Source organism: Paenibacillus sp. J22P165, from assembly GCF_059692015.1.
The window spans coordinates 122,806-141,872 of the sequence record NZ_JCAUAP010000009.1; the positions used below are offsets into that span (position 1 = coordinate 122,806).

The window sequence follows — 19,067 nt, forward strand, 5'->3', positions numbered from 1 at the left end:
TCGATTCCTAACAGAAAAGCGAATCTCGCATTGATTACATATAATTCGTCATGTCACACAAGTTAACATCTTCGTTTTGTTTTCCCCGACAATATAGGTTACAAGCCCCAATTATTGATTATACAACCAGTGGTTAATAAAATCTAGATTGCTCTATGTTAATTTTATGACACTCTCGTGTCATAAAATATTAGATCAGTAAGTTGAAGAGTTTTGGATCCTTATTGATCTCGATATAGCCATAATCCTTGCGGGAAAGACGCTCAATAAGGCCTTCGTAATCGTCTTTATTTTTCAGCTCGATCCCTACCAATGCAGGCGCATCGTCCCGATTATTCTTCTTCGTATACTCGAAACGTGTGATATCATCCGAAGGTCCTAGTACTTCTTCTAAAAATTCACGCAGTGCTCCTGCACGTTGTGGGAAATTCAAGATGAAGTAATGCTTTAATCCTTCATATACGAGGGATCTCTCTTTAATTTGCTGCATCCGATCAATATCATTGTTTCCGCCGCTGATAATACACACGACATTCTTCCCGCGGATTTGTTCGCGATAAGCATCCAGCGCTGCCACTGGAAGCGCCCCGGCTGGCTCAATAACAATCGCGTTGCTATTGTAGAGCTCTAGAATGGTTGTACATTCTTTGCCAGAAGGAATGATCACGATATCCTCAAGCTTCTCTTTACAAATGTCATATGTCATCTCGCCTACCTGCGCTACGGCTGCACCATCAACAAACTTCTCAATGGATGGTAGTTTTACGACGCTCCCCTGCTTCAGTGCTTCCGTCATGCTCGCTGCACCTTCTGGTTCTGCACCGATAATACGCGTACGAGGGGACACGCTCTTCACATAAGTCGCAACTCCGGCAGCTAGTCCACCTCCACCGATCGTCGCAAAGATGAAATCCGGTGTTTCCGGCATCTGATTCATAATCTCTAGGCCAACCGTCCCTTGCCCAGCGATCGTGCGCACATCATCAAACGGATGGATGAACACCTTCTTCTCTTTCAGACAGTAGGCTTTCGCCTGGGTCGAAGAATCATCGAAGGAGTCACCAACCAGGATAACTTCCACAAACGAGCCGCCAAACAGCTTCACTTGGGAAATCTTCTGACGCGGTGTCGTCGTCGGCATGAAGATCTTTCCCTCAATGCCCAACTGCTTACAGGAATAAGCTACGCCTTGCGCATGGTTACCTGCGCTCGCACACACAACCCCCGCTGCGCGTTCTTCTTGCGTTAAGCTCTGGATCACATTGTAAGCTCCGCGAATCTTGAACGAACGCACGATTTGCATATCTTCACGTTTAAGGTAAACGTTACATTCATACTGGCTAGAGAGCAGCTCATTGCGTTGCAGCGGCGATGGTTCGATCACCTTGCTGAGCACATGATTGGCTCTAATAATATCTTCCAAACCCACTTTACCAGATACAACCATCTTCTCGAACACCCTTTCTTTGTTGAAGCTTCCATTAAGTTTTAACATGTATTGTAACATATGTGGTGCATTCTGTACTTAAATATCGTTGAAAGTAAGCCCATATAACAAAAGCCGCCCCTCGCAGTCAAATGACCTTGAGGAACGGCTCCTGGATACGTCCAACTTTAGTAATTAATGACCAACCATCATTGGAATTTCAGCTGTATTCCCAGACTCGCCTTCAATTTTCTTAGGCTTCTGCAACATCAAACCAAGCAGACCGCCAACAATCGCGATTCCCAGCAAAATAAGGAATGTGTGTCCGAATGCAGAAGCATATAAACCTACATCTGGTTGTTGTTTGCCTGACTCAACCATTAAATCCTTAAATTTCGTACTGAAAATCGTCATCAAGATCGCAATGGCGAAGGACATCATAACTTGCTGCGCCGCGTTCGTCAAAGACGTAACACGACCAACCAAGTTCTGCGGTGCCGATTGAATCAAGTGATTGTTCAGCGGCATCATGAATAGTCCCATACCCGCTCCTAGAAGCGTAAGCGGCAGCATAACTGTGCCTACACCGGAATCACCTGAAATATTGGAAAGCAACAATGCCGAAATCGTTGTAAGAACCATCCCCGCAATAACGAGCGGACGAGCACCGAAACGGTCGGACAGCTTACCGCCAATTGGCATGAACAAACCGGAAGCTAAGGCTTGCGGAAGCATGATCAATCCCGTTTTCAATGGGCTGTACCCATGTGCTTGCTGTAAGAAAAGGGGTACAAGGAACATCGTACCGAACATCGCAATTTGTGAAATCCACTGCACGACAATTCCTTTCGTAAAGTTGCCAGAACGGAATACGCGAAGCTCCAAAAGCGGATTCTTCTGTTTCAATTCAACAATAATGAATAGGACTAGTGCAATGACACCAACGCCAGACCCAATCAGCGTATCTGCATCTGTCCATGTGGATTTACCCGTAATCGGATCAATACCACCGTTGGAAACACCATATACAAGCGCCGCGAAAGCTAAAGGCCCTAACAACATACCCAACAAATCTAGAGAAGCAACGCTTTGACGCTGCATATTTGGCAATGTACGAATACCTAAAATAATACCAATAACACCAATCGGCAAATTAATAAGGAAAATCCACTGCCAGCTGTGATACTCAACTAACCAACCTGCAACGACAGGACCAAGTGCTGGACCCAGTAGGATCGGAATCCCCATCATCCCCATCACAGTCCCTACTTTACCTGGAGGAGATAGACGATAAATGAACGCCATCGCAATCGGCACGACGACACCGCCGCCTAAGCCTTGAATGATACGGAAAGTAATGAGCATTTCAACCGAGTTCGCCAGCGCACATAGACCAGAGCCTATTGTGAAAAGACCTACGGAAATTAGAAAGATTTTCTTAGCGCCAAAACGATCCGATAACCAACCTGCCAACGGGATAACCGCGGCTTGTGCCAGTGCGTAACCAATAACCGTCCACTGAACAAGTGATAAGTTAAGCAAATTGAATTCTTCTTGCAGCTTAGGAAGAGCAACGTTTACTGCTGTTCCGTCCAAGATAACCATAAAGATACCTACGACAATCGCTAACAGCGGCCCCAAAATGCTGCGCATTGAAAACGGGGCTTCTGTTTCTTTCGATGTTGCTTGTGAAGACATGTAATCCCTCCATCCGATTAATTTCTCTCTCTTTGTCTGTCGTTGACCGTATATCATCTACACGTTACAATAGTGACAGTTATGAAATTCGTGGTGTCTATTGTTGTAAACGGACAGATGTCCGTTTACAGTAATGATGCTACCCAACTTTGCTTTGTTTGTCAATACGAACAACTTAACATTTACTCCTACGAGGTGGTTACAGAATGTCCATTCGTCACGAACGCAAGGACGCCATGGAAAATCGCCAATTAATTCTACAAACGGCCAATCAACTCTTTCATGAGCACGGTGTTCAATCAGTTAGCATGCATCAAATCGCCAAAACAGCAGGCATCGGACAAGCAACGTTATACCGCAGGTATGCCCATAAGGGAGACCTCTGCTTTGATGTCCTCCAGCATTATGGAAGACAGTTCATTCAAGAGATTACAGAGTATTTGGACAAACATAAACAAGCCGCTCCTATAGATCGACTCTCTGGTATCTTGGGATTTTGGATCGATGCCATTGAAACGAATGCGGAACTCATTGTTGAAATGTCATCCAAAATGAATTTCAACTGTGATGATAATCAATCCAATTTCTTCTTATCTCCTATGTACCGTACCATTCGCGACCAATTATCCGAGCTTATCCAAGAAACCATTGAGACCGATCCTGAGCAGCATCCAGAGCCTGATCTAGCCGCACATACCATCATCTGTTCGATCTCACCTATCGGCTACTTCCATATCAAAAATGAGAAGAACTATACGAAAGAACATATGAAGGAGCACTATCGCCGATTGTGTGTCCTACTTTTCAAAAAAGCCTAGCGTGCCTCTTTCTATAAAAAAGAACAAAGACCTCTCCAAGTTATTTGCGAGAGGTCTTTGTGTTAGCAATATTTCGGTTTAAAGATTAATAGTAATACCGCGGCTTCTCCTGCAGTTCTGATCTCTTTTGCAAGAAACGGTAGAACGCGCTAGCTGCCTGTGCTTTTGTCACTTCTGCCTGTGGTGCAAAGTTACCATCGTTAAGGGACATAATGTTCAGTCCAACGACGATAGCAGCATCGCCCACATTCGTCAGCTTGTCAGCATCTGCGAATTGATTGTTAAATACACCATCGAACTTCGTCAGACTGTGATAACCCAGCGCTTTCACGATCAACTGTGCCATAGCTTCACGATCCATCGTAGCTTCCGGATTGAACTCTTTACCTACATCTAGCAGCCCACGATCAACCGCATTTTCGACATAGGCAAAATATTTAGAGCCATTGCTCACATCAGCGAAGGAAGCCGCCCGATCTGCGCCATAATAGATGCCGCCGTTGCCGCCATTCATGGCGATGACAAGCATTTTGACCAGCTCACCGCGCTTGATCGTTTGATCTGGATTTACTTTACCGTCTTTCACATCCAATGCTTGATAATCAAGCATGAGTTGAAGTTCATTTTGAGCCCAGTGCTTATCAATGTCACTCACAATGACCTTATCCAAAGAAATAACTTCGCCCGATTGCGCACTGCGCCATTGACCGGACGCCGCATCTAGAAGGAAACCCTCACGATTCGGATTTTTGGAAATAAGAGAATAGACGAGCTTCGCTTTCGCTTCTCCTTTGCCATTCGCAGCCGCAGACATAGGAATCTCCCCTGCAGCCATCATTACGCGGTATTTCTCAATTGGCATAGGGCCGTAGTATCCGTTACTTTCCAATACATAGCCAAGCTTCACATCGAACTGAGACAACCATAGTTCCTTCGCTTTGTCGATGGAAATAACCTCAGGCTTTTGAGTAGGATACGCCACATCGCTTAGGTTTACATAATAGCTCGAGATGCTTCCCGTTACACGGTCGATGCTTACTCGTACCTCTTCATTACCCACAATCACGCCATCAATGACACGTTTGTAGCTAATTTCCCAAGTACGCATCTGCTTCAACGTTTCTTCGGAGTACTCTTTTTGAACGCTCAGCACAAGCTGATCTGTAGAGGCAGGAAGCTGCGCTTTAACGAAATCTGTACTTTTCGCAATCGCATCATCCAAGGAAACTTTCCCCTCGATCGGCTTGTCGGTTTCACTGTTATAAGGCACATAGAAGTTAAAATTAATGATAGCCCCGGTTTTACTATTTACAGTCGCCCAAACATTATTTCCCGCAATCATTTTCCCACTAGCTGCATCCGTCGCTGACTTGTTCCAGCTCATATTCCAGCTCGAAGTCGTCTCGCCCGTTTCAGGATTCTTCGATTCATTATAATTGGCTTCTTGCAGCTTGAAGTCAGCGGATAGGTTAAACGTCGATACCACTTTCTTAACCGCTTCTTCTTTCGTCAAATTCAAATTAGCTGGTGGATTCGCTCCCAGGGGTTTATCGGTTAAAGGCTTATTCCCACCGCTTAAGCTAGGAGTTGGATTCCATACTTCCCCTGTTGCCGCATCCAAAGCAAAGCCGTTCATCAAGTAAGCAATAATCGGAATTCTCTTCCCTTGCGTGTTATACGGGATTTGATATTGCAAGGATAGTTCCGTCTTCGTACGGAATTGTTCGATTGCCTTCTCCTTCGTAATCGGTGTACTTGTTGTATCAAAAGTCACCTTATCATCCCAGTTGTACCCATAGCCCGTAATCTGCCCGTCACCATTGACGTTGACATTGAGACCATTAGCTGAGAAAGGAACTCCACCTACGGATCGATCGTAGCGGATGTTATATTGATAATTACCGTCAAGCGGTGTGCGGAACGCTTTTTCTACGGAGTCATCGTAAATAAGCTCCTTTTGCTTCGTAGGGTTCACTTTCGCCACGAATGCTGCTGCCAGATCTTTCGCAGCTTGAAAATCTACCTTAGGCGGGTACGACGGCTTATGGTCAGGGTCATTGTCATTCAGGGAATAGGAGGTTAACGATCCGTCTAAAGCATTAATCGAAATGTTGGCGGAGCCATAGAAGCGTTCTTTCACCTTTTTCGAATAGCTGATATTCCAAGTAGGAATATTTTGACCATTCATTCCATAATACGCATTTAAACTAATCGATTGGAAGGTATAATCAGCAGGCAGTGTTATGTAAGCTTTCGCGTGTTCTAGTGCTTGTTCTTTCGTTATTTTGGCTTCGAGTACCGAGGTATCGATTTGGCCTGGGAAGGCTGGGGATGTCATGGCATTCGTTACTGCAGCAGTGGCATTATCCGCCCACACCCCAGTCGGGGCAACTGTCAACAGCAGCGTCGAAGCCAGTACCATCGTGCTTGCTTGTTTTAATAATTTCAAAGTCATCTTCCTCCTTAGTGTTCTCCATACAACATATGGATTCACAAACCGTGCAGCTGCATGGACGTGTCCATTTGCTATATATAACTTGACGGTGAATTTTGGAAAAAGGTTGCGTAAGCGCTACATAATTTTTTAATAATTTATGGCTATTTTCATACCCTCGGATAAAAAAACACATGCTCGAACATCCGTTAGACGAATGATCCTGCATGTGTTTATGGGTGCGGCTTTTCGGCATAAAATTACCGTTCTGATTTCGCATTTTCTTGGCTCAGCGTCTGCATTAAATCCTTCAACTCGCCTTGTGTCAAATCCCGCCATTTGCCTACTTTCAAAGTCCCCAAATGTATGTGCATAATGCGAACACGCTGGAGACGCACTACCCGGTATCCGAATGCTTCGCACATCCTACGAATTTGACGATTCAAACCTTGCGTAAGAATGATGCGAAAAACACGTTCATTCACTTGTATAATTTCACAAGGTTTCGTCATCGTGCCCAGAATACGAACACCGCTTGCCATCCCCCGCAGAAACATCTGCGTGATCGGCCGATTAACCGTGACAATATATTCTTTGTCATGATTGTTCTCTGCACGGAGGATCTGATTCACGATATCCCCGTTATTCGTCAACAGGATGAGCCCTTCCGAGTCCTTGTCCAATCTGCCGATAGGAAAAATACGCTCCGAATGCCCCACGAAATCTACGATATTCCCTCGAATATGAGCTTCCGTTGTGCTGGTAATCCCTACAGGTTTGTTGAGGGCAATGTAGACATGCTCCTTCTTCTCTCCGATCGCTCGACCATCTACCTTAACTTCATCGCCCGGTCCCACTACACTACCCAATCCAGCGATTTCACCATTGATCGTCACACGCCGTGCTTCGACCCACTTGTCCGCCTCACGTCTGGAACACACGCCGGTTTCACTAATAAACTTATTAATTCTCATGCCCGCGAAATTCCCTTCTATGCCGTCTTCATTTGAATTCAATACCTTCTATTATGCTGGATTCGATGCGTCGGTTCAAGTCGCTACGGCAAACTGCCTAAGTCATGTACCCACTTGCGACAATCTCTCTACCACAAAATGATATGAATGAACTGGTAGATTCATCCACGCAGAATCTCTTAATCTAGCATTTATTAAAAATAGAAGGAGGGATGACCCATGAGCGCAAAAAAAGCAAGAATCGTTAAAGCTTTTTCCACACCGAAACAAGCGAATCGTAAAACGGATTTAGGCGACGGCTTCCAACGTTTCTTTTTTAATCGTACTATTTCACCGAACACTTATTTTACATTCACATTCAGAGGCGGAGCTTACAAACCTGTAAGCGGTGGATTCTTCATTTCCAATCAAAACTCCTTGCCCGCTTATGCAACAAGCTTCTACAACCAAACCGACACCGTTTATGTTATCACGGTTTACAACCCTACTATTTTCACACGTGCGATCTCTTTTACATTCGTAGCTAAACTGTAATCGATCGAGAGTTAGAGAATAAAAATAACCCCTAGCACCTATAAAGGTTGCTGGGGTTTTCTACATCCTACACTTTGTTTGGTATACTGTGGGGAAAGATTACATACCGAAGGAGTACAATGATGCACTTTTTACTATTAGGAGCAACGGGCCGCGTTGGGCGGCGCATACTCGACCAAGCTTTGCAGGATGGCCATAAGGTCACCGCCATCGTTCGCAATAGCGAGAAAGTCATTCTGCGATCTGATCGACTCACCTTGCTGCAAGGTGATGCTTGTTCCGCAGCGGATCTAGCGCACGCTATGCCCGGCGTGGACATCGTCGTGAGCTGCTTAGGCACCGACGGCAGCACGGTGCTGACCGAGGCGACGCCCCTGCTCATCGGGGCGATGAAGGCCGCCGGCGTAAGCCGCATGGTTACCGTCGGCACAGCCGGCATCCTGCAGAGCCGGGAGCACCCGGGGCTGCTGCGGTTTGAAGCGCCGGATACACGGCGCTCCTCGACCCGCGCAGCCGAGGAGCACCGCCAGGCGTGGACGCTGCTCGCAGCGTCGGGTCTGCGTTGGACTGTCGTGTGTCCAACGTATTTGCCCGACGGCGAGGCGCAAGGTCAGTTCCGCGCGGAGCGCGACTTCTTGCCGGACGGCGGCACGTCCATCTCCGTCGGCGACACCGCGGCGTTCACCTACCGCGTCGCGGTGGATGGCGCGTACGTCGGATGCCGCGTGGGGTTGGCGTATTAGTCTGACGACGCTGGACGGCACGAGTGCTAGCTAATAGCGTTATGCGATAACGCTATTCCGCTCTATTGAACGAGCGGTTGCACAATAACGTTATGACATAACGTTAACTAACTTCAACGTCGAAGTTTCCGGTGTATTTCACCACTGTAGCGTTATAGCATCACTTTATTACCAATGAAAAAGAGAAAAAGCCTGAGATAAGATGATGCGATCACCTTAAACTCGGGCTTTTTCTACCTCGGGGATCCACGCCATACGGCGCCATCCATTTGTCCATTACTAGTTGTTGCGTCTCTTAGCTAGCTCTCTCATATTAAGGCCTGACACCACAATACCGCCAAATCGGAAAAGGTAACCGAGAACCGGAATCAGACTCAGGAACGCCAAAGCAATGTTGATGATCGTTTTCAGCGTAGTTCCATTACCTGTGAGAATCGCAAATACGAGATTCACGAAAACCAACGGAATGACCCACGCACATGACCATGCATATACAAATGGGATTAAACCAAGTACATACCCCACGGCAATAGCTACTTCGGATAGCAGTTGCAATAGGTTTAACAAACGAATTGTATCTGAGCGCATAAAACTTCCCCTCCACTTCACATAAGCAACCATTTGTTCCTATTGTAGCATATTGGAAAGTCGGAGTCGTTAGCCTTTTGTCGAGATTCATCCTCGACTAGCGACCTAGTCCTTGCGCCCAGTCGTTCGTCTACAGCTTGCTTGGCGAAGCAGCTTCCTCCGCAGCGGCGGCAATTTCCGGATGACCCGCTTGCAGCTGGTACATCTGGTAGTACCGCCCGAGGAGCGCCATGAGCTCCTCATGCGTGCCACGCTCGACGATCTCGCCGTGGTCGAGCACAAGAATCAAGTCGGCGCTGCGAATCGTCGACAGCCTGTGGGCAATGATGAAGGTGGTCCGCCCCTTCGCAAGTACTTCGAGCGCGGCCTGAATGACGGCCTCGGTCTCCGTGTCGATGGAGGCTGTCGCCTCATCGAGGATCAAGATCGCCGGGTCGAACGCCAGCGCCCGGGCAAACGAGATCAGCTGTCGCTGCCCAGCAGACAGCGTGCTGCCCTTCTCGATGACAGGCTCATCGAGGCCATGCGGCAGCGCCCCAAGCATCTCCGCTGCGCCAACCTCGCGCAGCGCCGCCTCCACCCGTTCCCGGGTGATGGATGGATCGTCCAAGGACACATTGGACGCAATCGTCCCCGTGAACAGGAACGGATCCTGCAGCACGATGCCCATGTGCTGACGAAGCTGCTGCTTCGATAGCTCGCGAATATCACGGCCATCTACCGTGATACGACCTTCGCTGACCTCATAGAAACGGAATAGCAGGTTCAAGATTGAGCTTTTGCCTGAACCGGTGTGCCCAACTAAGGCTACGGTCTGCCCTTGCTCTGCGGAGAAGGAGATGTCTTTCAACACGTCCTCCCCTTCTTTGTAGGCGAAGCGAACGTGTTCGAAGCTCACGTGACCTTTGTAACGGTCTGCTTTTTCAGCCACAACATCGATGCCCCGTTCATCCAATAGCTCAAATACACGGTCAGCCGACACGAGCGCACGCTCCAAATTCGGCAGCTGATTCACAATACCTACCATCGGATGGAACATCCGGTTGAGGTAATCGACGAAAGCATAGAGCACACCAACGGTAATCAACGCATTCAACGAGCTGCCGCCAACGTACCAGATCAAACCGAAGAAGAACAAGTTCCGCACCACGTTCATCAAGTTATGAGAGGTCAAGGAGTTCAGGCTGAGCAGTTTATTTTGATACCTCGTATACTCCTCATTCAGCACTTCAAATTCTTCGGTCGTTTCCTTTTGTCGGCGAAAAGCACGAATGATGGTCATCCCTTGAATCGCCTCGTTGATCATGCCGTTAATCGCGCTAATGCGCTCCCGAATTTCGTGATTGATTGAGGAAGCGTATTTACGATAGACGATAATCCATACCACCAGCAGCGGAATAATCGGCAATGTGAAGAGAGCCAAACGGTAGTCTAATATGAAAATAGCGGCGATAATACCGACGATATAAATCGTACCTGTAAAAAAGTTTGCCAACACCTGCACATACAAATCCCGAACGGATTCGGTGTCATTGGTGATGCGTGAGACTATTTTGCCCGCAGGCTGATTATCAAAATAATTGATTGGGAGTCGCTGGATTTGTGCGAACACGTCCCTGCGCATGCGCTGAATAATGCGATTTGCCGCAGATTGTAGTAAAAACTTCTGTCCATACGTAAAGCCGGCACCAATGAAAATTAGAATCACATAGAACCCCGCCAGCGTCATTAAATCCACCCATTGCGGTTTATAAAAGTTGTATAGCTCCCCTGCGCTCAGACGTTTCACCGTGTATTCGGATTGCTTCCCATCCTGTGTGACGAGCAGCTTGCCATCATCCGAGAGCTTGCGTACGCCATCCCAAGGGAGGGCCTGATCTAACCAGACGAACTTGCCCCCCACTTGTAAAATACGAACCTCTCTGCCCTTCGGCTCACCTTCTGCGAAGTTATCACCCCGCTTAAAAAAGGTCTGTTCATACGCCACAGCCTTCTCGCTCATCGCCTTCGACTGCGTCTCATACCACGGCTTCTCGATGCCCAGGATGTGCGTATCGATCATATGCTTCGCAATGAACGGTCCCGCAAGCTCAGTCGCGACGGCCAAGGATAAAAACAGCAAAGCGATCAGCAAGGTTTGCTTGAATCTAGCTGCATATTGGAACAACCGTTTGCCGGTTTGTTTCGTTGATTTCGTTTGTTGTTGCGTTTGTTTCATCAGGAGTCTCACCTTCTTTTCTTTATGTCTCGAATGACAACTGCCATCTTACTAAACCGTCTGTTCTTCCAGCTGCTGCCGGTCATACTGCTCTTTGTACCAGCCGCCAAGTGCAAGCAGCTGCTCATGCGTGCCTTCTTCGATGATGTAGCCCTCATCCAGCACAACAATCCAGTCAGCATGCTGTACAGCGGAGAGTCGATGCGTCGTGATTAGGGTTGTTTTGCCTGCGCGCTCGGAGCGAATGCCACGAATGATCTCGGCTTCCGTCTTCGCATCCACCGCAGAGAGTGCGTCGTCGAGCAGCAGAATCTCCGGATCGACATACAGCGCACGCGCAATAGATACGCGCTGCTTCTGCCCGCCGGATAAGGCGACGCCTTTTTCCCCGACGAGTGTTTGCAGACCTTCCGGTAGGAACTCGACGTCCTTGCGGAAGGCAGCCAGATCAAGCGCACGCATTAGTTCTTCTTCAGTGCCAGCGCCTTGCCCCTTGCCGAACATGATGTTTTCGCGAACGCTTTTGGAGAACAGAATCGGCTCCTGCGGCACATATCCAATCCAACCATGCAGCGTATCGATGGCGATCTGCTCGATTGGCGTATCTGTGATCGTAATGGAGCCTTGACCGACCGGGTACTCGCGAAGCAGCTGCTTCAGCAGCGTTGTTTTACCACTGCCGGTACGACCAACAATGCCAAGCGTCTGTCCACGCTCTAAGTGGAACGTCATATTGACCAAATTATCAATAGAAGAGGACGGGTAACGGAACGTTACTTTTTCAAAATGGATCGAATCCGGCTTCAGCTGCGTCGCAGCGTTCGGCACCTCTTTGACATCTGGCTTGTAGCCAAGTGTTTCGTTGACACGATCTAGCGATGCGTTTCCTCGCTGCATAATGTTCATCAACTCGCCAATGGCAAACATCGGCCAGATCAACATACCTAGGAAGGTATTGAAGGAGACTAGCTCCCCGAGTGTAAGCTCACTGTGAAACACAAGATAGCCTCCGTAACAAAGCCCAATGAGGTATGAAATACCTACGAGAATTTTGACCGTTGGTTCAAAAAGAGCGTCAATAACGGCTACAGCGATATTTTTACGGTACACGTCGTCCGTCATTGTTGCGAAATTGTGTTCACTTGCCTTCTCCTGTACAAAAGCCCGGATAACCCGGACACCTGCAATGGTTTCCAGCACACGGTCATTCATTTGCCCAAATGCATCCTGCGCTCGAATAAATCGCTCATGGATGCGCCCTCCATAAATCGTAATCGCAACAGCCATGATGGGCAGCGGTAGAATCGAAGCGAGGGTCAGCTTCCAGCTAATGAAGAAGCCCATCATGCTAAGGATGGTTAACATGAACAGCGTGGAATCTACAAAAGTCAGAATCCCAAAGCCCGCTGTCGTCGAGACAGCTTGCAGATCGTTCGTAGCTCTCGCCATGAGGTCCCCCGTGCGGTTGCGCTCGTAGAACGTCGGTGTCATCTTCAGCAGCTGCCGCATAAATCGTGAGCGTAGCACACGTTCCAACACGAAGGCACCGCCGAACAACTGGTACAGCCATACGTAAGACAGCCCGTAGCCAGCAATGATCAGCACGCCCCAAAAGGCGAGCAATTGAACCATTTTGGACCCCGTCAATGTCCCCATGTGTATCCCATCAATCGCATAACCGATCAGCTTCGGCGGCATGACATCAATAATTCCCACAATGATGAGCAACCCAATGGCGAGGCTGTAGCGTTTCCAGTTCATTTTGAAAAACCAAGCTAATTTCTTTAAAACGGTAAACATGTATAAATTCACTCCTCTCAAATGGTGCATAGACATCTAAAGACGCAAAAAGACATACCGCACGCAGCGATATGCCTTCTATGAAACACATGGGGCGTTCGTCACGAACTTGTCGTAACCCGCTCTTCTCAACTTATCGTATAGGAAGGGGTGCTAGCAGCCGAACATGCGTATGCAGTCGCTCGGGCTAACCAGCGGGTTACCATCTATGAAATTAGGTTGGACGTATGTCCGCTTATGATGTGTGTGAACGACAAATACCATAAAATCCATAGTGAACCCCCCTTTTGCGTTGTATAAATCGGCACATTAGATGCCTGTTAAGTTTTCCAAAAGCTGTCTATTTGAACCTTACAGGGTGATCTTACCATCCCTCTTCTGAACGTGTCAATCGGAGAAAAAGATTAAAATGCAACTCTCCCAGCCCGATATTTCCGATGTCCATACTCGTGATGAGAAGGCTTTCAAATGTCACACATGTTTCAAATTCATCGTGCATATGGATAGATTAAGAGTTCATCGCGCCTCAAAGGAGTGAATGCACATGGTCGATCAAGTGTTTGCATTGATGGGATGGATTGTGGGATTCGGAGCGATCATAGGCGGTGTTATTGCGGCTACAGCTAGGTTTGTCTCGAAGGACTCAACCGCGTATGACATGGTTTTTTTGTGGGACAACCGGTATACGTTAGAAGAGTTAGAGCTTGAATTGAAATAAAAAAGAGAGGGTATCCCTTAAGCCATGTGGCGGGGGCCCTCTCTCTTCCGTTTATAGGGTCGGAGATTGTGACGCGCTGCGTTGCGATTATGGTCGGCTACTCCTGCGGTGCTGCCAGCAGCTCACGTTTCTCAAATTCGGCAATGACCTTGAATTGGTCACCGTCAATGTCAATCGTGAGCGTGCCGCCTTGCAGCTCAACGATGCTCTTGGCAATGGCGAGGCCGAGGCCGGAGCCTTCCGTTCCGCGAGATTGATCGCCGCGTTTGAACCGTTCGAACAATTCTTCTACGCCATAATTAAGCTCATGGAGCGAGATATTCTGAATGACGAGGATGACGTGCTCTATGTTTTCCGTCAAAGTGACATAAACCCTTGTTCCCGGCAAGGCGTACTTTAAGGCGTTGCCGATGAGGTTCTCGAAGACGCGCCATGTTTTTTTGCCATCCAGCAACGCATACATATGTGGGCTTTGTACGTTTACGCGGAAAGTCAGCGTGGACGCCTCGATTTTGTCGCTGAACTCCGCTAGTGCCTGTGTCAGCAGGGCGGAGACGTCGACTTTTTCCCAGTAAAGCTCAGTAGCCCCGCTTGCCATCTTCGATGCCTCGAAGAGATCTTCGATGAGAACCTTCAGCCGCTGTGTTTTCCGATCGAGCACCTCTAGGTAATGGGTGGATTGTTCGGCGGACAAGCCTTCCTTTTTCAGCAAATCAACATAACTAATAATTGAAGTTAACGGTGTTTTCAAATCGTGTGACACATTCGTAATCAGCTCTGTTTTGAGACGATCACTGACGCGTGTTTTTTCGAGCGAAAGCTGCAAGCCGTACTTCAAATTGTTAATGTTCATCGCCATCCGGGACAGCTGGCCTTTCCCTTTGGCAGGGAGAGTCACATCAAAGTTACCTTGCGACATTTGTTCCACGCCTTTGATAATGGCACGAAGCTGCTTGATCTTCCGCATCATATAAGGCAGTATCACAAGCAGGAACAAAATGTACCAGACGAACGTAAAGACGATAACGACCTCTTCTCCACCAGAAGCAACTATGCACACAGGCAGGAAGCCCATGATTCCGATGATTGCCATAAAGACGATCAGCTTGAAAATCAAACCTCGTTGCTCCAGTGTATCCTTCACCGTTTGCCAGAACGAAGCCGTTAAGCTGCTGCTCCACTGCTGGGCGAGATGTTCCGGATGTCGAAGCAATGCGACCGCACCGCGAAAGCCACTGCATACAATGACTAGTAAGGCGGATGCGATGAGGACGATACTTATTTGATAAATACTGATATAGGTCGACGACCAGTAATAAAGCTCACATTCCATCAGGATGCCGAACAATGCAGCCGTGGCGATAAAGGTGGTCCAAGCCCGAACATCGAGCGGGAAACGTTTCCTTATCTCCGTTTGGATATTCATCAACGATATCTCATCGTTCTGATATGTGCGTGCCGTGTAAGTTAACGCGATGGTAAGAGCCGCAAGCACGACGAACAAGTAAACCGTTGCTTGCGCTTGATTCTTCATGGACTCGTAAGAGAGATAATCTGCTTGAATAATGCCCGAGCCTTGCGATGGATTTAAGATGTAATACGTAGCTTTAACCTGATCAACATTCATTTGGTACGAAAATCGATTCGGTTCATCTATTTTGGGCAAATCCAGTGTATAGATGAAGGCCTGCTGATCCCGTAACTTTTGCAAAGCTTCAGGTGCGATGTTGCTGTAGGTTTCACCGGTTTTTAAATTCTTCACGACATAGTAGAGAGATTTGAGACGATTATCCAGACTGGTCTTGGCTGCAGAGAATTGCTTTTGCTTAGCTGCGATTGCCGCCTTCAACTTGAGTTGTAAGGTCGCATCCAATTCCTTATTCAACTCCGCAAGCTTCGCATCTCTTTCAGCTTCAAGTCGATCGACGTCAGCATTAGTTTCATGATTGCGAGCCGTTTCGATACGCTGGCTGTACTTCTCCTGCAAATTGTTGATGCGATCTTGTACTGTTTTTTCCGCTTCACGCTTCACATTATAGTACTCATTGTTGCCGAGCTGCTCTTCTGGTGTTTTCTCATTAAAATGCGGAGCCTCCAGATAATACAACTGAATGTTCTCATAGATGGCATTTATTTCCCTAGTGAATGCTCCACTTTTGAAATAAGCATCCTCACCGAAGTACACGCTATTCTTATAAACATTCGTTGCCGCGAATAGTGTCAATGTCCACATGACAAAAACACCAACAAGCAACGCTAGGGAGAGCGATTTACTTCTCCATTTTGTAGCCAACGCCCCACACCACCTTCAAATATTTAGGATCTTTTGGATTAATCTCAATTTTCTCGCGAATTCTGCGCACATGCACAGCGACGGTATTCTCCGCATTAAAGGCAGGATCCTTCCACACCTTTTCGTAAATATCATCAATGGAAAAGACGCGTCCCTTATTCACCATCAACAGTTCCAGGATTTTGAACTCTGTTGGTGTCATACGCACGTCCTCACCATCAACCGTGACTTCCTTGGTGACTGGATTGAGTACAAGGCCGCGGACGCTTAATTCTTCGTTTGCCGTCTTTTCCATCGAACTCATGGGTCCGAGCGTTGTGTAGCGTCTCAACTGCGACTTCACCCTGGCGATCAGTTCCAGCGGATTGAAAGGCTTCGTCAGATAATCGTCAGCACCCACATTCAAGCCCATAATTTTGTCCATATCCTCTGTTTTGGCGGAGAGCATCAGGATGGGTACATTACAGCTCTCTCTAATCTTGAATGTCGCTTGGATCCCGTCCATCTTCGGCATCATAATATCGAGAATAACGAGATGGATTTCCTTTTCCGCCAGCACATTCAGCGCTTCTAGGCCGTTGTTCGCTTTGCTGACTTCCATCCCCTCGCCTCTCAAATAAATCTCAATCGCTTCCTGAATGTCGATATCATCATCGACGACCAGCACTTGGTATTTCGTCACGTCCACGCACCCTTTTTCTTCATCTCACTTCAACCCACCGTACTAGCCTAATAATAATAGACACTATTTACAAAATAGTTAGCATAATTCTTACGAAATTATGAAGACAAGACTGACAAGCTGTTCGTCTCTTTAGTGTAGCACGGAAGTGCCTATTTCATCATGAGGTCATCTATAGTGGCCAAAAGCGTAGGAATACGCAAAAAGCCGTCTCCAGCGTAGTTTGGTGAACTACGGGATACGGCTTTTTCAATCCCCACATGGGATTACGTATTACTAGGTTATTCCAAACTCGTCAGCCTCGCCTTATCCTCTTCCAAGGATTCAATAGCCTGCTGTACCGCAGGACTATCTGATTGGTCAAACGCCTGATCTACCGAATTCTTCGCCTTGGCAATAGCATTCTGTGCCTCTTCCGTCGTTTGAGCTGTAGGGTGAGATAACGCATGGTTTACGGCTTGGTGAACGTTATCGACGGAATTTTGTGCAGATGAGATCGGATTTTGTGATTGTAAGCTTGAGTCAACCTTGGTCATAGCGTGGTCGATACCTCCTGAAAAGGATATGTAATACCTTTGCTAGGATGAGGTAAGTGAGGCTATTTTATTCGCAGGCTGATCAGCGCGGATATCCCTTCCGTATTATTTGGCTGGTGCAGGAGCATTCTGGCCACCCTGCTGTTGCCTTTGACCTTGGCCACCTTGTCCACCTTGGCCGCCCTGAGGGCCACCGTTGCCACCAGGCCCACCGCCGCCAGGTCCGCCCTGCATCATCATACCGGGACCACCTTGCATATCACGGTGCACCATTTTGCCTCCAAGATGACCTGTGTAGCTCACCAGAATCACAACCACCAGCGAGGCAACGAGGAAGATCGGATTGCGTCCGAGCTCGAGCTTTTTCCAAATGAGCAAACCAATGCGCACAGCAGCCAGCACAATCGCCGCGAACATCGTTAGCTTCGCATAGAATTCATGCGAGCCAACCAGCGTATTCCGCGATTCAGGTCCCGTCAAAACACCGGCAATGGCGCCGAGTGCCCCTACAACCAGGCATAGCATACCAGCTGAGTGCCAGTCCTTCTTTTTAGTAATGAGAGCCGCCACATCAAAAACAAAGCTGAAAATTAAAAGCGCAATCGGAACGTGAGTAAATATAAAATGTAGATTTTTCATTATGTAGTCCATGCTATTCTCTCCTTCGTATGGCGGAAAATAGTTACACTACAAATTGTAGTGTTGAATAGAGAGATTGTCAATTCTTTTCAGATGAGCCTCCATTGGTATGCAAAAAGGGCTTATTTAGATAAGCCCCATAACGAGTACAAATATGAGTGCAGACATCGCCAAACGAACCAGCGGCCAGCGCAAGGTCACTTGCTTCTGTGGATCCAAAATATGCTGAATGCGCACATTCATCGACGTCTCAGCAAACGATGCATGAGATAGCGGGAACCGCGGCTTCTTTGTTTGCTTGAGCAGCTTCAGCAGTGCACTGCCTAAGTCAGTGGCTTGCTCCATCCGTTCAATCGCGTACTTGTCCGCACGCAATTCAATCATCATCGGATATTTATGAGCAATCCACCCGAAAATAGGGATATATCGCATTGACTTCGAGATCAGCGCTAGCAGAAAAATAGCCGCTGGGTCCCTGTGTTGTACATGGCACTTCTCATGCTCAATAACCGCGCGAAGCTCATTCGGCTCCAGCATGTCCATAAGTCCCGTTGAGACGAGAACACGCGGCCTCCATAACCCAATCGTCATCGCTAACGGGGCTTTATAGTTAACGATTTGGAGTTGCTGCGGTGCGAGTTCGAATTTGGCGGCATTTTCTGCAGAGAGCGCTGCGTCGTAATACTTCTTCACGAGCTTATTCGCCTTCACAACATCATAGCCATGCTTGACGGCAAGCCAAACCATCGTTCCCATCGTGTACAGGATGAGCCCATTCACCAGGGTCATTGGCACAGGACCAGGCACGTGCAGATAGTGGAAAAGAATCAGACACAAATCAAATAGATTGCGTGAAGGCCTCCAGTGAAACATATGCCCAAGGAGGAAGGCAACCATCTGCCATACAATCGTGCCTCCAATTACCAGCGCAGCCGCGTACAGCCACTTGAACCGTGATTCCGTCAT

The 19,067-nt window shown here is 47.8% G+C and carries 16 protein-coding genes; 4 read left to right on the forward strand and 12 right to left on the reverse strand.

The window, feature by feature from the left end:
* Window positions 1–190: 190 nt before the first annotated feature.
* Both ilvA and AC58QM_RS23080 read right to left on the reverse strand, forming a co-directional pair.
* Window positions 191–1,447 (reverse strand): threonine ammonia-lyase IlvA, encoded by a 1,257-nt coding sequence (ilvA, locus tag AC58QM_RS23075; RefSeq protein ID WP_497287436.1) that lies wholly within the window; start codon window positions 1,445–1,447, stop codon window positions 191–193.
* A gap of 174 nt (window positions 1,448–1,621) precedes the next feature.
* Window positions 1,622–3,124 carry an MDR family MFS transporter gene (locus AC58QM_RS23080; RefSeq protein ID WP_310501810.1) on the reverse strand — a complete coding sequence of 501 codons (1,503 nt, stop codon included), beginning with the start codon at window positions 3,122–3,124 and terminating at the stop codon, window positions 1,622–1,624.
* Window positions 3,125–3,330: 206 nt separating this feature from the next.
* Between AC58QM_RS23080 and AC58QM_RS23085 the strand changes: the two genes are divergently transcribed.
* Window positions 3,331–3,942 (forward strand): TetR/AcrR family transcriptional regulator, encoded by a 612-nt coding sequence (locus AC58QM_RS23085; protein ID WP_497287210.1) that lies wholly within the window; start codon window positions 3,331–3,333, stop codon window positions 3,940–3,942.
* An 85-nt stretch (window positions 3,943–4,027) separates the two neighbouring features.
* On the opposite strand, the gene AC58QM_RS23090 is transcribed toward AC58QM_RS23085, so the two are convergent.
* Window positions 4,028–6,391, reverse strand: a complete 2,364-nt coding sequence (locus AC58QM_RS23090) for an S-layer homology domain-containing protein (protein WP_497287211.1) — start codon at window positions 6,389–6,391, stop codon at window positions 4,028–4,030.
* 245 nt (window positions 6,392–6,636) lie between these two features.
* Entirely contained in the window at window positions 6,637–7,350 is a 714-nt protein-coding gene (gene rluF, locus AC58QM_RS23095) for a 23S rRNA pseudouridine(2604) synthase RluF (protein ID WP_497287212.1), read from the reverse strand.
* 219 nt (window positions 7,351–7,569) lie between these two features.
* On the opposite strand from rluF, the gene AC58QM_RS23100 reads away from it, so the two are divergent.
* Both AC58QM_RS23100 and AC58QM_RS23105 read left to right on the forward strand, forming a co-directional pair.
* The gene (locus AC58QM_RS23100) at window positions 7,570–7,884 is read left to right on the forward strand and encodes a hypothetical protein (protein ID WP_497287213.1); all 315 of its coding nucleotides are present in this window, start codon (window positions 7,570–7,572) and stop codon (window positions 7,882–7,884) included.
* Between the two features lie 119 nt (window positions 7,885–8,003).
* The gene (locus AC58QM_RS23105) at window positions 8,004–8,627 is read left to right on the forward strand and encodes an NAD(P)-dependent oxidoreductase (protein WP_497287214.1); all 624 of its coding nucleotides are present in this window, start codon (window positions 8,004–8,006) and stop codon (window positions 8,625–8,627) included.
* 279 nt (window positions 8,628–8,906) lie between these two features.
* Here the strand turns inward: AC58QM_RS23105 and AC58QM_RS23110 are convergent, their stop codons facing one another.
* The 3 genes from AC58QM_RS23110 to AC58QM_RS23120 form a co-directional block, all read right to left on the reverse strand.
* Window positions 8,907–9,215, reverse strand: a complete 309-nt coding sequence (locus AC58QM_RS23110; protein ID WP_310500095.1) for a hypothetical protein — start codon at window positions 9,213–9,215, stop codon at window positions 8,907–8,909.
* 130 nt (window positions 9,216–9,345) lie between these two features.
* Complete coding sequence (locus AC58QM_RS23115) at window positions 9,346–11,433, reverse strand: ABC transporter ATP-binding protein (RefSeq protein WP_497287215.1); 2,088 nt, start codon at window positions 11,431–11,433, stop codon at window positions 9,346–9,348.
* 51 nt (window positions 11,434–11,484) lie between these two features.
* The gene (locus AC58QM_RS23120) at window positions 11,485–13,233 is read right to left on the reverse strand and encodes an ABC transporter ATP-binding protein (protein ID WP_497287216.1); all 1,749 of its coding nucleotides are present in this window, start codon (window positions 13,231–13,233) and stop codon (window positions 11,485–11,487) included.
* Window positions 13,234–13,777: 544 nt separating this feature from the next.
* On the opposite strand from AC58QM_RS23120, the gene AC58QM_RS23125 reads away from it, so the two are divergent.
* Window positions 13,778–13,951 carry a hypothetical protein gene (locus AC58QM_RS23125; protein ID WP_310500091.1) on the forward strand — a complete coding sequence of 58 codons (174 nt, stop codon included), beginning with the start codon at window positions 13,778–13,780 and terminating at the stop codon, window positions 13,949–13,951.
* Window positions 13,952–14,048: 97 nt separating this feature from the next.
* On the opposite strand, the gene AC58QM_RS23130 is transcribed toward AC58QM_RS23125, so the two are convergent.
* The 5 genes from AC58QM_RS23130 to AC58QM_RS23150 form a co-directional block, all read right to left on the reverse strand.
* On the reverse strand, window positions 14,049–16,244 hold the full coding sequence (locus tag AC58QM_RS23130) for a histidine kinase dimerization/phospho-acceptor domain-containing protein (RefSeq protein ID WP_497287217.1): 2,196 nt from the start codon (window positions 16,242–16,244) through the stop codon (window positions 14,049–14,051).
* Window positions 16,222–16,926, reverse strand: a complete 705-nt coding sequence (locus tag AC58QM_RS23135; protein WP_497287218.1) for a response regulator transcription factor — start codon at window positions 16,924–16,926, stop codon at window positions 16,222–16,224. Before AC58QM_RS23135 ends, AC58QM_RS23130 begins: the two co-directional genes overlap by 23 nt.
* A gap of 281 nt (window positions 16,927–17,207) precedes the next feature.
* On the reverse strand, window positions 17,208–17,462 hold the full coding sequence (locus AC58QM_RS23140) for a DUF3813 family protein (RefSeq protein ID WP_057311006.1): 255 nt from the start codon (window positions 17,460–17,462) through the stop codon (window positions 17,208–17,210).
* Between the two features lie 105 nt (window positions 17,463–17,567).
* Complete coding sequence (locus tag AC58QM_RS23145; protein ID WP_497287219.1) at window positions 17,568–18,113, reverse strand: DUF2231 domain-containing protein; 546 nt, start codon at window positions 18,111–18,113, stop codon at window positions 17,568–17,570.
* A gap of 114 nt (window positions 18,114–18,227) precedes the next feature.
* A complete protein-coding gene (locus AC58QM_RS23150; RefSeq protein ID WP_497287220.1) occupies window positions 18,228–19,067 on the reverse strand; it encodes a M56 family metallopeptidase in 840 nt (279 codons plus the stop codon).

What these genes read in the sequence shown, in the direction of transcription:
- ilvA (WP_497287436.1), bottom strand. Translation starts at nt 1,447, where the DNA reads ATGGTTGTATCTGGTAAAGTGGGTTTGGAAGATATTATTAGAGCCAAT.
- AC58QM_RS23080 (WP_310501810.1), bottom strand. Translation starts at nt 3,124, where the DNA reads ATGTCTTCACAAGCAACATCGAAAGAAACAGAAGCCCCGTTTTCAATG.
- AC58QM_RS23085 (WP_497287210.1), top strand. Translation starts at nt 3,331, where the DNA reads ATGTCCATTCGTCACGAACGCAAGGACGCCATGGAAAATCGCCAATTA.
- rluF (WP_497287212.1), bottom strand. Translation starts at nt 7,350, where the DNA reads ATGAGAATTAATAAGTTTATTAGTGAAACCGGCGTGTGTTCCAGACGT.
- AC58QM_RS23100 (WP_497287213.1), top strand. Translation starts at nt 7,570, where the DNA reads ATGAGCGCAAAAAAAGCAAGAATCGTTAAAGCTTTTTCCACACCGAAA.
- AC58QM_RS23105 (WP_497287214.1), top strand. Translation starts at nt 8,004, where the DNA reads ATGATGCACTTTTTACTATTAGGAGCAACGGGCCGCGTTGGGCGGCGC.
- AC58QM_RS23110 (WP_310500095.1), bottom strand. Translation starts at nt 9,215, where the DNA reads ATGCGCTCAGATACAATTCGTTTGTTAAACCTATTGCAACTGCTATCC.
- AC58QM_RS23115 (WP_497287215.1), bottom strand. Translation starts at nt 11,433, where the DNA reads ATGAAACAAACGCAACAACAAACGAAATCAACGAAACAAACCGGCAAA.
- AC58QM_RS23120 (WP_497287216.1), bottom strand. Translation starts at nt 13,233, where the DNA reads ATGTTTACCGTTTTAAAGAAATTAGCTTGGTTTTTCAAAATGAACTGG.
- AC58QM_RS23125 (WP_310500091.1), top strand. Translation starts at nt 13,778, where the DNA reads ATGGTCGATCAAGTGTTTGCATTGATGGGATGGATTGTGGGATTCGGA.
- AC58QM_RS23140 (WP_057311006.1), bottom strand. Translation starts at nt 17,462, where the DNA reads ATGACCAAGGTTGACTCAAGCTTACAATCACAAAATCCGATCTCATCT.
- AC58QM_RS23145 (WP_497287219.1), bottom strand. Translation starts at nt 18,113, where the DNA reads ATGGACTACATAATGAAAAATCTACATTTTATATTTACTCACGTTCCG.
- AC58QM_RS23150 (WP_497287220.1), bottom strand. Translation starts at nt 19,067, where the DNA reads ATGACGGAATCACGGTTCAAGTGGCTGTACGCGGCTGCGCTGGTAATT.